This window comes from Pedobacter gandavensis (assembly GCF_032677645.1).
GTDB classification, from domain to species: Bacteria; Bacteroidota; Bacteroidia; order Sphingobacteriales; family Sphingobacteriaceae; genus Pedobacter; species Pedobacter gandavensis_A.
On record NZ_JAVTSB010000007.1, the window covers coordinates 138,996 to 159,916 of the forward strand.

A 20,921-nucleotide genomic window follows, 5' to 3' on the forward strand; every position below is an offset into this window, starting at 1 on the left:
CATATTATGGCATGGTCTTCCTGATTTTTTAAAGCCTATTTTTTAAAATTCTGAACCAGGGTAACGTATCCCTTGAATACTTTCCATTGGCCTGATCCTGTTTTTCTGGCTTTTAACAGGTAATAATAAGTACCCTCATTTAATCCTTCTCCAGTCCAGTTGTTTTGATAGTTGGTCGTTCTGAATACCTCATTGCCCCATCTGTTTACAATCACCAGTTCATTTTCCGGGAACTGATCCAGACCCCGGATTTCAAAAGCATCATTCCTACCATCACCATTTGGGGTAAATAAGTTTGGAATGAAAAGATCCTCACCACCTATTTCCAGTCCACCGGAAGCGGCAGAGTTATTGTCAGGCTTCGGATCTGGCTGATCAGCTGTTACGGTAGCAGTATTTACCAGTGTCCCGGTAGCTACCACTCTTGCTTTGAAGGTAAGTGTGAGCTGCTCATTTAATGAAAGATCTCCAATGCTCCAGTTCAGCGTTTTACTGGTGTTGACGTAATTGCTGGTTCCTTTACTCATTACCAGTTCAAAAGGGGCATCAAGTGTACCTGGTAGGACATCGCTAACCTTCACACCTGTAGCTTTATTCTGGCCATTGTTGGTTACGGTGATTTTGTAAACCACATGATCACCAGTTTTAACCGGACCTGTGGTCAGCATTTCTTTCCTAATGCTAAGGTCAGCTGAGGGATCTGTAGAAATAGTGGTTTCCGGACTCAGTATCTGGCCGTTTGGACTCAAAATTTTAGCTATGTTTTTAATGCTGGATAAAGTGTTTACGTCTGAAACAACATGCGCATCAAAGCTTAATTTGATGATCGCATCTGGAGCAAGATCAACTAACCATTCTAAGGTATTGCTGGCTTCTTTAAAGACACCGCTATGGCTAGCGGAAGCATTGATGAATTTCAAACCTGCCGGGATGGCATCACTGATGTTAATACCCGTTAAAGTACTGCCTCCACTGTTTTTAACTTCAATAGTATAAGTTAGGATTTCATTAGCCTGTGCAACACCATCCTTGTTTCCTTTAACATCGGTAACGATTTTTATGCTTTCCAGTTTACCTTCAACCGGTAAGCTGGTTTCCACCATAATTGGAGCAGTGGGAAGTGATGGATCTACAATACTTGCGATGTTGGTAATTTTTGTAAGTCCAAGTGGTAGCTCCGATGCTGCAGTTAGTTTTAAACTTAGGATCAGGTTACTGTTAGCTGGAATCGTTAGGTTATTCCAGTTAATCACATTTCCGTTAACAATACCACCATTGTCTGCAGTTCCTGCTACATAATTAGTGTTTTCTGGAATTTGATCACTTACACTAACATTTGTTCGGTCAACCTCACCATCATTGCTAATTTGGATTTGATAGGTTAAAGTTTCACCGGCTTCAATAATTTTGTTTCCATTGGCATCAGTTACCATTTTTTTACCACTGATTTTTGGTAATTTAACTAGAGTAGGGGTGTTGTTATCTGCGTTTGTTCCGGAAACATCGTTTACTTTAAATCCATTTGGACTAGTTCCGGTTACGATCGCTGTATTACTCACCTGGCCGGTTACTTTCTCTATGGATGTGACCGTATATGTTGCCGTTGCGGTGCCAGTTTGTCCAGGTGCCAGAATCGCTGGGCTAACCAGGATAATACCTGCAATTTTGGTGTCGCTGATAACGATATTACTTAAAGTAACGATACCGGTGTTTTTAACCCTAAAGTTGTAGGTAATGGTATTTCCATCGCCGCTTAAAATGGCCGTCTTAACCAGGGTAATGCTTCCCGGTGAAACGATCTGAGCAATGGTCGGATCACCTAAGGTTGGAGTAGATGGATCATCAGTTTTTGCAGTCAGTTGATTTCCATTTGGATCTTTTGCAGTTAAATTGGCCTGGTTGATTACTTTTCCAGCATCAACATCTGCCTGCGTTAACGTATGAACGGCTGTAGCCAATGCAGTCTGTCCAGGACTAAGAATCGCAATTGGAGATCCATTGGTAATCACCGCATTGTTATCCGAGAGTACAATGTTTGTTAATGTCGTATTACCTGTATTGGTCACTTTAAGTTCATAAGTAACAGTTTGTCCAGCGATATAACCCACTTGTCCGGTAACGACTTTTGTGTAATTCAGGTCTGTCTTTTGGAGTACCGGGATATCTTTTGTACTGCTAATTGTTCCGGTTGAAGTACCATCCGGTTTACTTCCTGTTACAGTTGCTGTATTGCTCAGTTTTCCTCTAATAATAGTATTTCCATTATTGTCCAGGTCTACCTGAGTTACTAAATAGCTACCAGTGTAAGTCCAGGTTTCATTCACGTCTAATTTGTTATTCGAATTGTTGTCGCCATGAATCATGAGGAGATCTGCCAACATCGGATCGCTTACTATTACATTAGAAATGGTACTGGTTCCGGTATTCGCTACAGCAATTAAATAAGGAATCAGCTGTCCGGCTTTATTCACCACTGTGGTGCTACTTGTTTTAACAATAGTCATGTTACTGCCAGCAATGATGTCTACATTGGCAATTGCATTCACGGTATTGGTTAAGGTGCCATCAGGTTTTCTACCTGTCGCGCTTGCTACGTTCACCAATTTTCCAACAGTGATACCGTTGCCATAGTTATCCAGGTCTGCCTGACTTACATGGTAAGTTCCTGTGTAAGTCCAACTTTCTGTTACATTAAGTTTGCCGTCATTGTTTGTATCACCACTTTGATAAATTAGGTTAACCATTGGGTCGGTTACTACAAAAGTATTGATCGCACTTAGTCCGGTGTTTTTTGCAACAACGGTATAGATCACCGGATCTCCTGCCTTGCTCACTTTGTTCACATTACTGGTTTTTGTCAGTGTAAATGTGGCAGAAGGATTGATAGGTAATTCATGAATTGCAGTGATTGTTCCTGCAGGATTCCCATCTGGCTTTTCGGCTGATACCTGCACAATATTGATGAGCTTTCCGTTTGAAGAAAGGACAGAGCTACCAGAAACTTTACCATTTCTGTCAATATCAGCTTGAGTAACGGTATAACTACCTTTGTAATTCCAAACTTCGCCTACATCTAATATTCCCGGATTAATCAGATCACCAGTTGTTGGTGAAGCAATTAAACCACCCAATAAGGGATCGTTCACTTTTACTTTTCTGAGTGAGGCCGCCCCTGTATTGGTTACAGAGATTGTATAGTTAACGATATCACCTGCTTTGCTGATCTGGGTTTGATCGGCGGTTTTTATCACGCTAAATAGGGTACTGGTATTTAATGGGATTACCTTGCTGCTGGTTATTGGCGCTAGGCTTACTCCATTAGGGCTTTTGCCATTTAAGGTAACGGTATTGCTCAATACACCTTTGACTGCTGTATTTCCATTGTTGTCAATATCGCTTTGTTTTACCGCATAGGTTCCTTTATAAGTCCAGATTTCATTGACATCTAATTTTTGGTTATTGTTCAGGTCACCACTGATTAGTGTTAAAGGAAGCATTGGGTCAACTAAGAGCACTTGATTGATAGCTGCTTTGCCAGTATTAGTGACGACTACGGTATAAGGAACCGTTTGACCGCTAACATTAATTTCCGTCGTGCTGCTGCTCTTTTCTACTGAATATGCTGCAATTACTTCAATAGGAATCGTTACCGTGTTGCTGGTTCCGCTGATCGGATCATTATTAGGTAGTTTTCCTGAAGCACTGGCAGTGTTCACCAGGTTTCCCGAATTTAAGACCGGCTTTCCAAAACCATCAATGTCGGCTTGTGTTACGGTATAAGTGCCCGTAAAGGTCCAGGTTTCTCTGACATCCATTATTGAGTTTCCATTCACATCACCACTGTAAAGGCTAATGCCGTTAAGCATTGGATCATTTACCTGAACATCAGCAATAGCCACTGTTCCAGTATTTGCCACTGTAATGGCATAAGTAACAATCTGACCTGGAGTTGTAATCAATTTTGTAGCACTTGCTTTTTTAACGGTCATGGCTGGAGCCGGAACGATATCTAGTGAAGTGTTCGCGTTCACAGAAGGAATACTGTTTCCATCCGGTTTTCTTCCGGATGCTGTTGCGCTGTTCACTAATTTTCCTGCAATGATGCCATTTCCATGCTGATCAATATCAGCCTGAGTAACGGTATAAGTACCGGTATATGTCCAGCTTTCTGATACATCCAGTTTACCATCCGTGTTTAAGTCACCACTTAAGTAGCTAAGGTTAACCATCGGGTCATTTATCACCACACTATTGATGGCACTGGTACCTGTATTTTGAACAACAACGGAATAGATGACCGGATCACCGGCTTTAGTGACCTTGTTCACATTGCTGCTTTTTGTTAAAGTAAAGCTAGTCACCGGTTGGATCGGAACCACATTTGTTGAGCTCACGATACCTGCATTACTGCCATCCGGTTTTGTACCTGTAGCGGTAACCACATTGATCAGATTTCTCTTTTCATCAATATCTGCCTGAGTAAGGGTATAAGTCCCGTTGTAAACCCAGACTTCTGATACATCAAGTATTCCAGGATTTAGCAAATCACCAGAAGTAAGTATCAACGGACTTTGGCTTAGTAATGGGTCTTCCACCTTCAGTTGACTAATGGCTTCTGTCCCGGTATTTGTTAAAGTAATGGTGTAATTAACTATTTCACCTGCTTTACTCACCGAAGCTTTATCAGCGGTTTTATCCAGCGTAAACATACTCGTTGTAGTAAGCGGAATGATTTTAGTGCTGCTAGATTGTGCAAGGGCTGCTCCATTGGGGTGGTTGCCGTTTAAAGTAGCCGTATTGCTCAGTACACCTTGGGTGGTAGTATTTCCGTTATTGTCAATGTCCGACTGGCTTACTAAATATTTAAAACTATAATTCCAGGTTTCCAATAAGTCTAATTTTCCATTGGCATTTCCATCACCACTGATCGGTAGGAGTGCTGTAGGGCCAAACATGGCATCTTTAACCAGCACATTTCCGATGGCTGCATCGCCTGTGTTTTTAACTGTGATGAAGTAGGTGATTTCTTCTCCTGCAGCTTTGATGCTGGTTGTGGTACTGCTTTTTTCTATGGTATAAGCAGCTTTAGCAACAATAGGCGTTTTTACTTCATTACTGGTAACTGGAGTAACTGCACCATTTGGTGAGGTTCCCTCTACAGTTGCGGTGTTCAGTAAGAAGCCCGAGTTGATATGCTGATCGATGTCATTTTGAGTAACGGTATAACTAGCAGTATAAGTCCAGGTTTCATTGACATCTAGTTTATTGTTCGCATTGAAATCACCACTATGAAGTATTGGAGGTGTTGCACTGAGTAAAGGATCAATTACTTTCACATCTGAAACTGCTACTGTACCTGTATTAGTGACAGAGATGGTATAAGGTACCACTTCACCAGCTTTGGTAATTGCAGTAGCAGTGCTTGCTTTTACAACAGACATTTGCGCCTTAGATTTCAGGTCTACCTGATTTGTCGCTGATACATCAGCAAGCAAGGTGCCATCGGGTTTTCTGCCATTTCCGGTTACTGTATTCACCATTTTTCCAATGGTGATCAAGTTACCATGACGGTCTATGTCGGTTTGAGTTACTGTATAGGTTCCGCTATAAGTCCAGATCTCTGCAAGATCCAGTTTACCATCGGTATTGGTGTCTCCATTTTGATAAATCAGGTTTACCATCGGATCATTGATAACCAGAGAATGGATGGCAACTACACCTGTGTTTCTAGCGGAAACGGTATAGGTAATCAGGTCACCCACTTTAGTTACCTCAGTGACATTACTGGTTTTTGTTAAGCTGAATGAAGCGGCTGGTAAGATTGGGATTTCCAGGATATCAGTTACAGACCCTGCACTTGAACCATCAGGTTTCTTACCCGTTACATTAACAGTATTGCTCAGTTGTCCATCAGGACAAAGGTTGCCCTGGTTGTCGATGTTGGCCTGAGATACGATATAAGTTCCTTTGTAAATCCAGGTTTCATTCACATCTAGCACTTTCGGTACACCTGCATCACCAACAGGAGCGCTTAAAGTCAACATTGGATCAGTAATGATTATATTATTAACGGCAGTCGAACCTGTGTTTTTAACCGTAATGGTATACGTAACGCTTTCCCCCGCTGCGGTAATCACGGCTTTATCAGCAGTTTTGATTACCGTAAATGAGGAAGATGTATTTATAGGGATAAGTTGAGTACTGCTGATTGGGTCAGTTAGGGTACCATCTGGCTTTTTGCCGGTTAAGGTAGCCGTATTACTTAATGTACCTACATGTATGGGATTATTTCCATTCCTGTCGATGTCATTTTGAGTGACGGTATAAGTACCGGTATAGGTCCAGGTTTCCCCCTTGTCTAAAATATTCGAAATACCGCCATCGCCAGCAGGACCGGTTAATACAAGCATTGGATCTGCAACCTGAATATTATTGATGGCTGCATCTCCCGTATTTTTTACTTTAATGGTATAAATTACTGTTTCTCCGGCAATTTTAATTTCTGTTTTGTCCGCAGTCTTTTCAATGGTATAAGCAACGAATGGCTGAATTGGAATCACCACATCATTTGATGTTTTTGTATCTGGTGTCCCATTTGGATAAACTCCTGAAACAGTCGCATTATTCAATAGGTTTCCAGACAGGCGCAGTGGTTTGCCGTTATTGTCCAGGTCGGTCTGCGTAACGGTATAGCTGCCCGTGTAGGTCCAGGTTTCGTTTACATCCAGTTTAAGATTTGCCGGGGCGATGTCGCCGCTATATAAGCTCAGGTTGGATAACATTGGATCGGTAACCACTAGATTGCTGATGGCTACGTTGCCGGTATTGGCTACTGTAATGCTAAACGGAACAATTTGTCCGGCTTTAGTGATTAGGGTAGTGGTACTTGATTTTTTTACTGTAAATGAACCTGCAGATACAATTGGGATGTTTTTCTCCGCAGTTGGAGGTACTGGATATACGGATGTACCATCGGGTTTTTGTCCGGTTACTGAAACTGTGTTTCGGAGGATACCATTGCCAGCTGGCAGTAGGTTCCCGTTGTTGTCCAGCTCCGTTTGTGTGATCGTATGACTACCCCTGAAAATCCAGGTTTCTCCCAGGTCTAGTTTCTGGTTAATATTCGCGTCACCAGAAAACAGATGAATATTGGTCAACATGGGGTCATTCACTATTATATTGCTAATTGAAGTATTTCCGGTGTTTTTCACTTCAATTTCATAAGGAACGATTTGACCTGCTTTAGTGATGGCAGTCGTTGCACTTGATTTCACAATCGTGTATGCAGTAACTGCATTGATGTTTACCGTGGTACTTCCAGTAAGTGGTGCTTTTTGCTGGTCAGAGGTCAGCGTAGCTGTATTTAAAATTTGGCCGCTGTTGAATGCAGGTCTACCATTGTTGTCAATATCGCTCTGCGTTACGATATAAATTCCGCTGTAAGTCCATGTTTCTCCCATGTTTAAGATATTGTCCGTATTCCCGCCGGTTTTTACCGGGCTGGTTAATGGAAGAGGACTTAAAAATGGATCAGTTACCTTTACATTGGTCTGATCGGCATTGCTGGTGTTTTTGATTACAATGGTATAAGGGATCTGATCACCTGCTTTGGTGACCGGTGTTATTTTGGTTGTGGTTTTATCAATGGTAATGCCTTCACAAACCGGAACAGTCACTGTTATAGTAAATGATTTTCCAACACATGCACCCGGTACTTTTGAAGTAGGAGAGACGGTATAAATCACTTCTTGAACTGTGCTGGTATTATTTTTTAAAGTCTGGTTGATGATATCACCGCTGGAATCACGCTGACCAGTTACGTTCGCATTTGCTGCTACCGTCCAGGTAAAAGTGGCTGGTATCGCATAAGTTTTGTCGATATTGTCCTGTAACCTATAATTGAATACCGAATTGCCGCAAGTTAAAGTTTTGATGGTTTCATTGGTTCCAATAGGACTTGGGTTAACAATCACATCCACTATAAATTTGGTTGGATTCTCACATCCATTAGCCGATAAGGTATAACTGTATTTTACAGTGACAGGTGCTGCGGTGGTATTCACCAGGGTTTCTGAAATCGCAGCTGCTCCTGTTGCCGCTTCATTGACAATACCACTGACTTTAGCTCTGGTCCAGATAAATGTGCTGCCTGTTACCGCAGATGTTGGCGTATATGAGAATAACGTATTGCTGCAAACACTTGTGGTAGTCACACTGGTTAATGCAGGTTTTGGATAAACCGTAATGGTTAATGTGGTTTCCGATGTACAATCACCAGAGGTTACTATGCGTTTGTACCGGTAAACCTGGTTTCCGTTTGTTAGGTTGTCAGGCAATATTTCCGGATCATAATCTGCGGAAGTTGCACCTGGAATATTTGTATAGGCAGTGGTACTGTTTAAAGAACGTTGCCATTGGTAAGCATAAGTACCGTTTCCACCTGTAGTGATTCCGCCTTTGATGACTGTTGGGTCGCCAGTGAAGCAGAAGGTTGTAATTGGTGTGCTTAGGGTATTGCCTTTAATCGTAGGAGGAATGGTGATCGACAAGGAATTGCTGTTAAGAACGGCACAGTTTCCGGATCTAACTACTCTGTTATAAGTGTTGGTAACGGAAACTATACTGGTATTGCTTAACGTTGGCGTATAATCAGGATTGGTTGCTCCGGCAATATCATTAAAGACACCGTTAACCAGCAATTGCCATTGATAGGTATTTTCACCAGCACCGCCAGTTGGAGTTGAGCCTTTAAGGAGTGGTGTTCCTCCTTCACAAACAGAAGTAACTGTACTGCTAATGCTATTATTGATTAACGCTGGTTGTACGGTGATATTTAAGGAACTGCTCGTCGCACAGGCGATATTGTTAATGGTCCAGGTTAAGCTAAACAGGCCTTCCACTTTACCTTTGAATGTCGCTGTTGGCGAGTTCGGATTGCTGAATTCATAATCTGTAGCTAGCTGACCGCTGGTTACTGTCCATGTGCCGGTTTCTCCTGCTGCTGGCCCATTTCCTTTTAAGGTAAGGGGAGCGTTAAAACAAGTGGTTTGATCCAGTCCGGCAATAGCGGTACTAAGCAATTTGGTTACTGTGATCGTTACTGTGGCTTCAGACTGGTTACATTGTCCATTAGCAGTACTGAATTTAAAGGTATACTGACCCTCCAATAAACCAAATACCTTGGTAATATTGTCATTAATGTGCTCAAAAACAGGTTCTGGTGCGCCACTTGGTTTGTTCTGTACAGACCAGGTGCCGATCCCGATAGTCACCGGATTTGCGGTTAAAGTAAGCGGTTCATATAAACAGATGGTTTGATTGCCGGAAGTAATCACTGCTGGTGTTGATTCCTGGAGTACATTAATGACCATCTCATCGGAAGAAAGACAGCTTCCATTAGTTAATGTCCATCTTAAGGTATAAGAACCAACCGTTAATCCATTAATGGTGGTATTGTAAACTGTTGCATCTGCAAATGTAGCAGTAGTTGGAATTGGTGAAATGATCTCCCATAAACCGGTTTCTATTCCGGTAGGTTGGTTTCCGCTAAGCGCAGTAGAAGTTTGACCAGCTTGGGTAGGCACACAAAGGAATTGATCGATATTTGCAACCGCTTTTTTCGGCGGAGTTGAAGTCACTGTAATGTTTACGGTTGAACTGGATGGGGTACAGCTACCGTTAGTAATGGTCCATCTAAAAGTATAACCACCTGGAACGATTCCAGTCACGATGCTTAGTGCATTATTGGGCTGGTCGATAACTGGTTGCGGGGCACCTGAAGGTATAGAAACTATGGTCCAGGTACCAAAGCCGATCGATGGCGTATTTCCTTGTAGTAAGACGTTGTCGGTACAGGCTGATAATTGGTTGGCACCTGCCTGAGCAGTAGTTGGTGGAAAAGAAACAGAAATCTTTAGGTAATCACTGCTTGATGATGATTCTTTACAATCGCCATTACTGATTTCCCATTTCAATAGATATACACCTTCTGTTGAAGGGCTAAAAGTAGAGTTCCTGTCCGAAGGATCTGAAAATGAACCTGCCGGGCCATTCTCCTGTGTCCATTTTCCTGTTCCGGAAACGGCTTGATTTGCGGCAAGCTGAAAAGGATCAATCGTGGTGGTTGGACTACACCTGTCCTGATCTGCTCCTGCTTCTGCAATAGTAGGAGGGGCAGAGATGGTATAAGTGGCATCATCACTGGTTGCCGGGCAGCCATTTAATGCGGCGATGGTATAAGTGAAAGTATATACTCCCGGAACTAATCCTGTAACAATTGCACCATTGCTCCCTGTTGTCTGTAGCGTTGGTGTTGATGCAGCTGCAGGAATGCTTTTTACAGTCCAGATACCAGTACTGTTTGAATTACCAACCAGCGTAATGGTATTTGTATTACAAAGGGTTTTAGACCCACCGGCATAAGCATTCTTGCTGACAGTTAGGGTCATTTGATCCCTGCTGTCTTCACAGAATAATCCGCCGCTGCTGATCCATTCTAATTGGTAAACGCCATAAATCAGGTTGCTTACCGTGCTGGTTGGACTGCTGACATCGCTGAAGGTGGGTACATTTGGTCCACTGATGGCAGCCCATCTACCATGGCCATTGGTCACTGGACTGGCTGCAAGGATTGTACTGTTTTGATTACATACTGCCTGATTTGGTCCTGCAGCTGCAATAGAGGAAGGTGTTGATACATTAATAGTCACTTCAGCTAAAGAAACTGCTGCACAACTACCATTGCTGATGGTCCAGGTGAATTTATATCGTCCGTCTGTTAATCCGGTAATTTCAGTATTGTATGCTGTAGGGTCAGCGATAACCGCTCCTCCAGCACCTTCAGTCTGTGTCCAGAATCCTTTTCCGATGCCAGGTTGATTTCCTTGTAGCTGGGTAGCGTTCCCACATAGATTTTGGTTTGCTCCTGCAGTGGCTGTAGTTACTGGATCAGAAATGGTGATATTCACCTGATCTGTGGTCGCAACACAATCTCCATTGCTCAATTGCCATTGAAAAACGTAGGTTCCATTAAGCGCGCCGGTTACCTTTGCATTGAATGTATTGGCATTGAAAGAAGGCGTATTCGGGCCGGATATTAAAACCCATGTACCAGTTTCTCCTGCTCCTGCAACGTTACCATCTAAATTAAATGTATTGGTGGCAGCTGGAAAACATTGATCGGCGCCGGCCAATGCCTGTTTCACACCAGCGGTCGCTGTGGTAGTAATCACTACTTCACTAAAGTCACTGTTACAGGAATTGGTAATTGTCCACCTAAAAGTATAGGCTGTATTTGCCAATAATCCAGTTGCTTTTGCATTTGCAAGAGTAGGGTTTGAAAGCTGTACCTCAGTGGCAGGGAGTCCGTTTTTATAAACCGTCCATAATGCAGTTTCATTCTCCAGTGGGATATTTCCAGTTAAGGTTACCGGGGTATCATAACAGGTGGTTCTTGGGTTTCCGGCTACAGTTACAGGTTTTACATTTTCAGAAACGACTACCTCTACATCTGCCTGGCTGTTGGAGCAGCCTCCATCTCCACCTGAAATCACCCATCTAAATATATATGATCCATTTATTAAGCCTGTTATCTCGGCATTTGAATTCAAGGGGCTATCAAATATCGCAGTGTTTGGTCCGCTCACCTGACTCCATTTACCGTTTCCTTTTGGGGGTACAGCACCGGTAAGCGTCGCGTTTTTAACATCACAAGCCAATACTTGTCTTGTACCTGCATTGGAAGCAGAGGCATTACCGGATATGACAATTTTAATATCCGCATAGGCATCGGAGCAGCCGCCAACATTGTTTTCTGTTGCACGTCTGTACCTTAATATATAAATGCCTATTTTATTGAAACCTTCCAGTAGTTTTCCCGATTCAATAGCTTGGGTATAGTTATTGATTCCACCCATTTTGATCTCAATTGCGGAGCCTGTTGGAGCGCTTACCAGTGCAAATTCCGTTTTTGTACCTCCTGCACTGAAGTAATTGATTGTCACCGCATCTTCTCCGCATGCTGCAAAGTAAGGTTTGGGTGTAGTGGTAATGGTAATTGTGGGGGCCGTTTTAAATTCAACAACATGAATGCCTTCACTGGTACATGAGGTGGCTGGATTGCTAATGGTATATTTAAACCTATAAACGGTTCCCGGGCTACTGTCTAATCCTGAAACTGTGGTTACAGCGCTGTTTTTGTTGGAAAAGGTTGGACTGCCATTGCCACCACTAAGATATTCCCATGTGATTAATTCACCAGCATAAGAAGGGATGGTTCCGTTCAAGACCACAGATGTTCTTCCATCACAAAAAAGTTGATCGCTTCCATTTGCGGAAGTAATTTCCTGAGTTGCTTTAGCCACATTAATGACCACTTCATCAGAGCCGTTGTAGCAAGGACTGCTTACTGTCCATCGGAATATATATTTACCTTCTATGAGGTTTGATACTTGAGTATTGAATTGATTTTTATTATCGATTACGGGTATTGATGGTCCGCTTACAAATAACCAGGTTCCCGATTGACCGCTTGTTTTTGCAGCATATGAACCATTTAACTTCGTTTTGGTGCTTACATGATAACAGGATAGATTTTGATCATTCCCCGCAGTTACTGGCTGGGTGCCCAGGTTGGTGATAGTGACATCATCAAAAGAAGTACAATCTCCTTTGGTTACCGTCCACCTATAAGTTGCGGTTTGTAGGCCTGCTAATGGGGCAAGTTGTAACGTTGCGCCTGGATTCCCTGGATTTACAGGTTCTGGCATGTTTGGATCTCCACCAATCTTAGTCCATCTTCCGTTCTCTCCTGAAGCTAGTACTGAGCCTTTCAATGAAAAAATTCCCGGACATAGACTTTCATCTTTACCCGCATTTGCGGTACTTAAGTCTGAAACGGTATAAACGACATCGTTAAAAACCGTTGAACCATCCTGGCACTGAGAAGTGAGTCGAAAGGTGTAACTCACACCTTTCACATAGTTGGTTACTATCGCAGTAGCACTTTTGTTGCTATTTGTAGTAGTAGAAAGGGTGACAGCAGGTCCTGCAATCTGAGTCCATTTTGGATCACTTTTAAAAGCAAAATTACTGGAAGCACTTCCAATCAGGATAAAATCAGAGCCTGGACAAATGGTTTGTGCAACACCGGCATTCACTGTACAGTTTTGAGCAAAAGCATTGTTAACTAAAAGTACAAAGAATAGGAGAGAAACGAATAAACGTAATCGATAGAGCATTTTGATAATTTGAAATTAAAAATTCTGCAAATTTTAGAAAAATATCTGAGGCAGAATGAATTAAATGCTAATCAATATTGTTTATAAAATGAAAATAAATTTGCTTTTGTTTATCTTATTGAGTTGTAGTCGGTTGCTGTTATTGTTTTATTTTTTATTATTATTTGTTATTTATTTAGGCGTTGCTTTCAGGTTTATGTAGGTAAATTTTTAGTCAATTATTTAATGTCTCTATAATCATGCTTATCGTTTTCAAATCACGATCAGATAATTCAGCCATCTGTTGACGGTTAATCCAAACATTTTCATCATCTAATTTAACATCCAGTTGGGTATTTCCGTTTGGTGTTTGATACATTAGTATTTCTCCTTTATGCATTTAATGAGTGTTTTATTATTCAATTTTAAATTGTCTGCTCACGAGTCTGCTTTTCAAGCCAAAACCATAATTGTATTAATAACCAATTTTTTGGTTCAAAATTAGTCCAGTGCAGGTTCATTTTAGAAAATACTTTCTTTTTAAATCCTCAATTATAGGATCAACAAGCCTTAAAAAACGATCTAAATGTTCAAAGTGATCCGGAGAGACGGTACGCCCCTCTCAAAACACTGAGAGGGTAAAATAAAGGAAAAGGCCTTAGCACTATGCTAAGGCCTTTTTTTTTATTGCAAAATTGGTATTTCGTGGTTTTTGTTTTAACATTAAAAAAAACGTTTGGACAGCGATAGAAACAGTTGTTTCTGTACTGGGGCTTGTGGATATGCTATTATTGGATCATGTAGTTTAGCAGTTATTGTAAGTTTACAAAGTTGATCCTGTTAATTGGTGTTTAACCTTGTCTTTATGTGGTCTGGATATCGGTATTTTCTTTCCGGTTTCTAGCAGCAGCATACCTCCATCTTCTTTTAACCAGCTTTTTACAAATGTGAGGTTTACCAGATGGCTTTGGTGCGTTTTTATAAATCCATTATTCTCCAAAAGTTCTGCATACTCTTTAAGCACTTTAGATACCAATATTTTCTCGCCATTTTGCAGGTAAAAGAACGTGTAGGTACCCTCTGCTTCGCAACGCACAATATTAGTTAACAACACATATATTATTTCTTTTTGCTGCGGTAAAGCAATTTTGAGGGGGATAGCGTGATCTCGTTTAATGTGATTTACCAAAAAATCCAGCTGCATGGTTTTCTGTTTCTCTTTTAGCTTAACCTCTGCCTTATTTACAGCAAATATCAGTTCATCAATATCAATTGGCTTTAAAATGTAATCTAATGCGGCGAATTTGATAGCCTGTATGCCGTAGTTATCATAGGCAGTTACAAAGATAACTTCAAAGTCTTTCTTCGGGAGCAGCTTGAGCAAATTGAAACCGGTATCGTTATCAAGTTGGATGTCCAGAAAAATAAGATGTGGTTTATCTGCTTCAAAAAGAGATAATGCATCCTGATTGTTGTTTGAAGAACCTAATATCTCTACCTGTGGACAATACTTATTAAGTAAAATGGTAAGGTTTTTTACATTGGCAGGCTCATCATCAACTATTATCGCTTTCATAAATTAGAGCCATTTGGTTAAAGTAATAGTTATTGTTGTTTTTCCTGGTTTGGATTCCATGCTCAAGAGAATTGGATCTTGTTTATATATCTTGTTTAAAAGCGCTATCCGTTTGGTGCTCAAATCGAAACCTAAACCTTCATAAGATTTGGTGGTGTCAAAGCCCTTTCCATTATCTTCAATTTTAAGAATGAGGTCGTTATCATTTTTAAAGATAGCGATATTGATTTGTCCATCGCTACTTAAACTAGCGATCCCATGTTTTACCGAATTTTCTATAAATGGCTGCAATAACATGGAGGGTATTTCTACATTATTGAGATCGAGATTGGGATCTGTTGTGATCTCATATTTAAAATTGAACCTCAATTGCTCCATTTGAAGGTAATCGTCCAGTAAGTTACGCTCTTCATCCAGACTGATAAGATCTGTACTTTTTAAAACAGCCCTGGTTAATCTTGCAAACCGCGTTAAGTACCTATTAGCCCGTTCGGTTTGGTTAGTGTTCATTAGGGTTTGAATACCAGCCAGTGCATTGAATAAAAAGTGCGGGTTTAATTGAGAACGAACTGCATCTAATTGAAGCTGGGCCTTTTCTTTTTCTTTTTCGGCTTTTACAGTCTTCATTCTTCTAACGTTGAAGAATATTGGAGGAACCAGGATCAGAAAGATAGATAACCATGTGAAATTTTGTCTTACTCTGGAGCGTTCGTTTAAATTAAAGTAGGCTAGCGGTTTCGCAAAAAGGTTTTCATATGTTGCTTTCTTGCTTGTACTTATATAAGTTTTACCTTTTAACTCAGCTATTGGAATAACGGACACTTCGTACCTAAATGGGCTCTTAAATAATTTTCGGTCAACTAAAATGCTAGCGGTCGAGTCGTATTTGTTGTATGTCCAACGATCAGAAATAAGGATGTAGTTCCCATTCGTTGAGTTTTTAAGATATAGCCGATAACGCGTGTTTTTACTAATATTTGCAATGTTAACCTTCATGTCAGAACTTGGCTCTTTAGCAAACTCTCTGTATTGAAATAAAGTTGTGAAGCGATCTAGGAATGTTCTATTTGGATTATCGATTAATGACCTATCGGTATAACTTTCATATATTTTAATGGGTTTAATTTGAGCAGTGTCAATAATCTTTTTTGGTTGGGCAAATGAATTTAAAATGTACAAGCAACCAATTAAGAATGTTAAAAGTGATATCTTCATAAGTTTATTTTTCTATAAACATCCATTTTATGCATATCAGAATAAACTTGTAATTGGTAAATTACTGGTATGGATTGGTATCTAACAGAAATTTGCGTTTCTTCCGGAATCTTCATGAGTCTAAGTTAATAAACTATATTTCGTTTAACTGACTTTTCTTAAACTCGCTTGGCCCAAATACAAAACCATAATTGTATTAATAACCTTCTCATCTCCTATAGGGCCTAAAAAGAAAAAATCTTCTCAAAATGAAATTAGTAACCCATCACCTTCATGTACATATTTCTACTGAATTTTAATTTTTTAGTATATATTATAAATAATAAAGCAGCCTTTGTATCATTTTTCTATCATTATTAATGACACTAGATTTTGCTAAATTTGATTTAAATGCATTTCAAACAAAATTTCAGGTTGGTAAAGTATAAGTGTCAAACCTACTGTCGGTGCACTTGATGGATAATTAGTTTAGGAGCTCTTACTGCCTATGCGATTTTAGATGGTACAGGTGCAAATGATGGTATAAAGGGAGTGGTAGATACCAATTTGCCTCCAATCGAACAGACTATTCAAATATATTTAATTAACTTAGGTATGGTTCCAAGAATAATTTAATTATGACTTTAAATCCGTATAAGAGTGTAATCGATTGGTTTTTTAATTATTTAACAAGAACTAAAGATAAAAGAGGGGTTAAAGATAGGACGGTTCGTTTGATGTTTGCCTTTAATGTTCAGTTGCTTGTAGTAGTAGCCATATTTTTTAGCGCCTTTCTTAAAAATATTCCTAAATATATATATATACCATTTTATTTTTTAGCGGTTTATATTCTGCAATCTGTAAACAGAAATTATGTAGATAAAAAAGAGGATTTTCTTACTGAAGAAAAGAATACTTTCGTTGATCATATATCTTATTATTTCATTCTATTGAGTCCTTTGCTTGTTTTCTTGCTTTTAGTTATTGTATTTTCTTAATTTGGTGTTTAGGCGATGGGGCGAATTCCTCATGGCCCATAAACCAAAATTATAAATTACTTTACTTCCAAATTTTTGGTTCAAAGGGAGTCCGGATAAGGTTGTTGTTCACTAGATTTGAGCTATTAATAACTAGAGCAAAGGCAAATTCAAATAAAACCTTTGACACTTAAATCATCAATAATAGGTGCCATAAGCCTTAAAAAACGATCTAAATGTTCAAAGTAATGCGGAGAAACGGTACAGGAATCTTTCCCATATGGGAAAGAATATTAGAAAATATATTTATTGGAACCTTTAGATGATATCTAAAGGCTTTTTTAATTTTTGATATTTATAAGGTTGACAATCACCTTCACCATCATTTCTTTCTCATCAGATTTGCTTTCAGCTATCATTAGTGTTAGCGCAACTAATGCATTGTCTGCAATGCGTTTTGATCCATCTGGTTTATAAAGGATGCTGTTCTTGTCCAGAAACCAAACAAATAGGTAAGCAGCAATCCGTTTATTCCCATCAGAAAAGGAATGGTTTTTAACCACAAAGTATAAAAGGCTGGCGGCTTTTTCTTCTACACTCGGATATAAATCAATACCATCAAATGTTTGATATATTGTAGCAATGGAGCTTTTGAAAGATTGATCTTTTTCGTTTCCAAATAATAAACTGCCTCCGAATTTATCTTTGAGATCATGGATAGCTTGTTTAGCCTCGTCATAGTTTATTGCAAATAATTCTTGGGCAGTTGTTCCTTCAATTGTTAATTGCTGATGATCATACTTGTCAAGTATATCCAATGCGTATGCATAATCTGTTACTACTCGTAGTAGCCCGGTAGCTTCGTCTGTATTTAATGCTTTGTTTTCAAGTACATTACTTAAAAGATTTACGGTATTCTTTAAAGAGTTTAATTGATCATTTTGTTCTCGTAATCGTGATTCATTTAAAGAATAGCCTTTTACCAGGTATTCTTTTAGAATTTTATTTGCCCAGATGCGGAATTGGGTGCCTTGTTTTGAATTTACTCTATATCCAACTGAAATAATGAGATCTAAATTGTAATGAGTCACCTCTCGTTTAATAGCTCTTGATCCTTCAGTTTGAACTTGTGCAAATTTTGCACAAGTTGATCTCTCATCTAATTCTTCCGTTTTATATATATTTCTAATATGTTTTACTAAAGAGGTACGATCTGTTTTGAACAGTTCAGCTAGTTGATATTGATTAAGCCATATAGTTTCATTTTCAAGTTTAACATCAATAGAAGTAGTCCCATCTGTGGTTTGATAAATGATTATTTGATCTTTAACTGTCATATTATGAGTGATATGTACGAACTTATGTATAATAGGTCAATAAAACACAGGTTTAAGATTAAAAATAATTTTACTACTAGATTCCTAAAGTCGGCTTAATCTTCAGGCACATTAGTCTGCTTTTCAAGCCAAAACCATAATTGTATTAATAACCAAAATTTTGGTTCAAAATTAACTTAGAGCAGGTTCATTTTAGGAAATTTCTTGATGTAGGCTGATGAGATTTACTGTCTTTTATAAAAGCTTTTCTTTTTAAATCTTCAATAATAGGTTCAATAAGCCTTAAAAAACACTCTAAATGTTCAAAGTAATCCGGAGAAACGGTACATTGGAAAGCCTTAGAGAAATCTAAGGCTTTTTTGCTTTTTATCCAATCTGATCCTGCGCGGTGAATTAAAAAAAAGAATCATTGCTCCACAAGTTTTGGGATTGATCCCTTAATCCATTGAATAGCAAAGTTAACCGGCTCCTTTGAGGAAGCAGTATTATGGCCCAATTGTGGGAACAACTTATATTTATATGGCTTACCTGTTGCTTTAAGAGCATCGATACGTTCTATGGATAAACCTACTGGAGCTTGTATATCTTTTCCTCCATAGAGCCAAAGCCCGGGAATCGATAGTAAGGAAAGAGCTTCACGCGGATCAGTAGGTGCAAATTGATACTTATCAGGGTCATTACTTATATGTTCACGTACATCGGATTCACTATGCGTCTCCCAGAATTTCGAATTGCCGTTCGTATAAAACTGAAAACGCAGTTGTTCGAGGGTTGTGACAACTGGTCCGCTAAATAATGTGATAAATTTTACCTTTGGATTTTTTTCTGCGGCCAGAGGAATTACCCAGGCAGCCTGACTAAAACCCATTAAACCCAAGAGTATTCGTTTAGTAGTCATATGAATCAGGAGCTCATCAGTGGCGGCGCTTGCGTCTAAAGCTAAAAGGTTTAAATTTGAAGCATCAACGTTATTGGTCCCAACTTCCGGTCCGGCATATATTCCGCCAGATTGACCCACCCCACGTTTGTCGTAGGTCAATACTGCAATGCCGTTTTCGGCTAAAAATGAAGCGAAACTATTCATTCTGGTTTCCTGACCAGATCCATGAACCAGGACTAGCGCGGCGACCGTATGTTTAGGTATAAAAATAGAGCCTTCCAAAATCACACCAGCACTATTGAACTTAACATTTTCAGTCTTAAAATCTTCCCTATGAATAGAATCAGGAGTATTTTGTCCAAATGATCTCAGGCTGAGACAGCAAAGTAAAAAAAATAAATATGGTTTCATTGTTGGTAGAATAAAGGGGCATTTGCCCAGGTGATTATTCGTATTATCAGGCTAATCTTCTTCCCCTAAGACAACATGATAACCGATAAGGTTACATTCTACCATTTAACGGTTGCTTTCTGCAATGATGGCCATCAATGCTTAAAAAGCTGTTTTTCTTTTAAAAAAAAACAGCTTTTTTCGTTTACTCCTGCTCATTTATACTATTCTATAGCACCAGATCACTCAATTTCTGATCAGCCATATTGATAATAGTAGGCCCCTGGTTGATACTCATAATTACCATTTTAGGATCCGAAAAGTTCCAGTTGGCAAGATCTACCATACGGATGGTTCTGTCGTTTACGGTATGGAAATAAAATTTTCTTTCTTTCAAATCACTGGCTACTGTCCATTGGGTATATTCCGGCCCTTCATTATTATCCATTATGGTTCCAAGAGGTATATCAAATGCATCAAGGATGTGGAATGCCTGTAGTATGCCTTCTTCATTTTCCGTCACCGGTATAACAGATTGTGAATAGAATACGGCACGAATAAAACGGGATGGAGGCGTGAAATCGCCCGGTAGTCCGAGTAAGCCTGTTCCCTGACCAGCAGCATTTACCGCTATCGGAAGCAATCCGTTCCCGTTATCTGTCATATTTCTCAAAAATAGTTGCGGAACATTATGAGGCGTTAGATTTACATAATTGCAGAGATTGGTATAATGCCACAGGTAATCCGGTGAATTGGTTAAAACACCAATCAGGTTATCGTGCATATTTAATTCACCATTTATATATTCAACCACCAACATATTGCCATGTGCATCGTGTATGTTATAGTGCAGGGCAACAGGTGGATTCTGAATCGATGGATCCTGCATTGGTACGTTGTGGGCACCTTGATTAACTTTAACTTCTAATAAGGCTTTTTTTACTTCGTCGACCGTTTTGCAGGTAGACAACAGGTAAGTCGGTAAATCTGTAGAGCAAATGGATTGGTGTGCTTCTTCTGGTTCTACACTCATATAGCCTGCATAATTAGTAAAGTAGAACCCACCAACAGACAATCCTTCAGAGTTGATGCCATCGATTATCAGATTCAATTTCATGACATTGAGGCCGGTGATGTCGTACGCTGAGGTCCAGTGGTGACCATGCTTCTTAATGGTTGGCCCTGCCCCGACAAAGGCGGTTCCCTTGGGAATGACCAGCACTTCTGATTGTAAATTTGTTGCAAATTCCATGGTACGGCCATAGATAGGCGCACCGTTTGCTGTTTTAACTTGAATACCTGTACACATAAGGATGATTTTTTACAATAGGTTTTTTTGAAAATACGCTG

General features: G+C 39.7%; 8 protein-coding genes. 1 reads left to right on the forward strand and 7 read right to left on the reverse strand.

Going from position 1 to position 20,921, the window contains the following annotated elements; translation table 11 throughout:
- Positions 1–35: 35 nt before the first annotated feature.
- The 4 genes from R2Q66_RS13060 to R2Q66_RS13075 all read right to left on the reverse strand — a co-directional run bounded on the left by R2Q66_RS13060 (position 36) and on the right by R2Q66_RS13075 (position 16,008).
- Positions 36–13,238 (reverse strand): gliding motility-associated C-terminal domain-containing protein, encoded by a 13,203-nt coding sequence (locus R2Q66_RS13060; RefSeq protein WP_316749627.1) that lies wholly within the window; start codon positions 13,236–13,238, stop codon positions 36–38.
- Between the two features lie 214 nt (positions 13,239–13,452).
- Positions 13,453–13,617, reverse strand: a complete 165-nt coding sequence (locus R2Q66_RS13065; RefSeq protein ID WP_316749628.1) for a hypothetical protein — start codon at positions 13,615–13,617, stop codon at positions 13,453–13,455.
- A 423-nt stretch (positions 13,618–14,040) separates the two neighbouring features.
- On the reverse strand, positions 14,041–14,793 hold the full coding sequence (locus R2Q66_RS13070) for a LytTR family DNA-binding domain-containing protein (RefSeq protein WP_316749631.1): 753 nt from the start codon (positions 14,791–14,793) through the stop codon (positions 14,041–14,043).
- A 3-nt stretch (positions 14,794–14,796) separates the two neighbouring features.
- Positions 14,797–16,008 (reverse strand): sensor histidine kinase, encoded by a 1,212-nt coding sequence (locus R2Q66_RS13075; protein ID WP_316749633.1) that lies wholly within the window; start codon positions 16,006–16,008, stop codon positions 14,797–14,799.
- 617 nt (positions 16,009–16,625) lie between these two features.
- Between R2Q66_RS13075 and R2Q66_RS13080 the strand changes: the two genes are divergently transcribed.
- Positions 16,626–16,985: a hypothetical protein gene (locus tag R2Q66_RS13080; RefSeq protein WP_316749635.1), complete on the forward strand. Its 360-nt coding sequence runs from the start codon at positions 16,626–16,628 to the stop codon at positions 16,983–16,985.
- Between the two features lie 320 nt (positions 16,986–17,305).
- Here R2Q66_RS13080 and rhuM read toward each other — a convergent pair whose 3' ends face one another.
- The 3 genes from rhuM to R2Q66_RS13095 form a co-directional block, all read right to left on the reverse strand.
- Complete coding sequence (gene rhuM, locus R2Q66_RS13085; protein ID WP_316749638.1) at positions 17,306–18,301, reverse strand: RhuM family protein; 996 nt, start codon at positions 18,299–18,301, stop codon at positions 17,306–17,308.
- A gap of 406 nt (positions 18,302–18,707) precedes the next feature.
- The gene (locus tag R2Q66_RS13090; RefSeq protein ID WP_316749640.1) at positions 18,708–19,592 is read right to left on the reverse strand and encodes an alpha/beta hydrolase family protein; all 885 of its coding nucleotides are present in this window, start codon (positions 19,590–19,592) and stop codon (positions 18,708–18,710) included.
- Between the two features lie 208 nt (positions 19,593–19,800).
- Complete coding sequence (locus R2Q66_RS13095; RefSeq protein WP_316749642.1) at positions 19,801–20,880, reverse strand: choloylglycine hydrolase family protein; 1,080 nt, start codon at positions 20,878–20,880, stop codon at positions 19,801–19,803.
- Between the last annotated feature and the right edge of the window lie 41 nt (positions 20,881–20,921).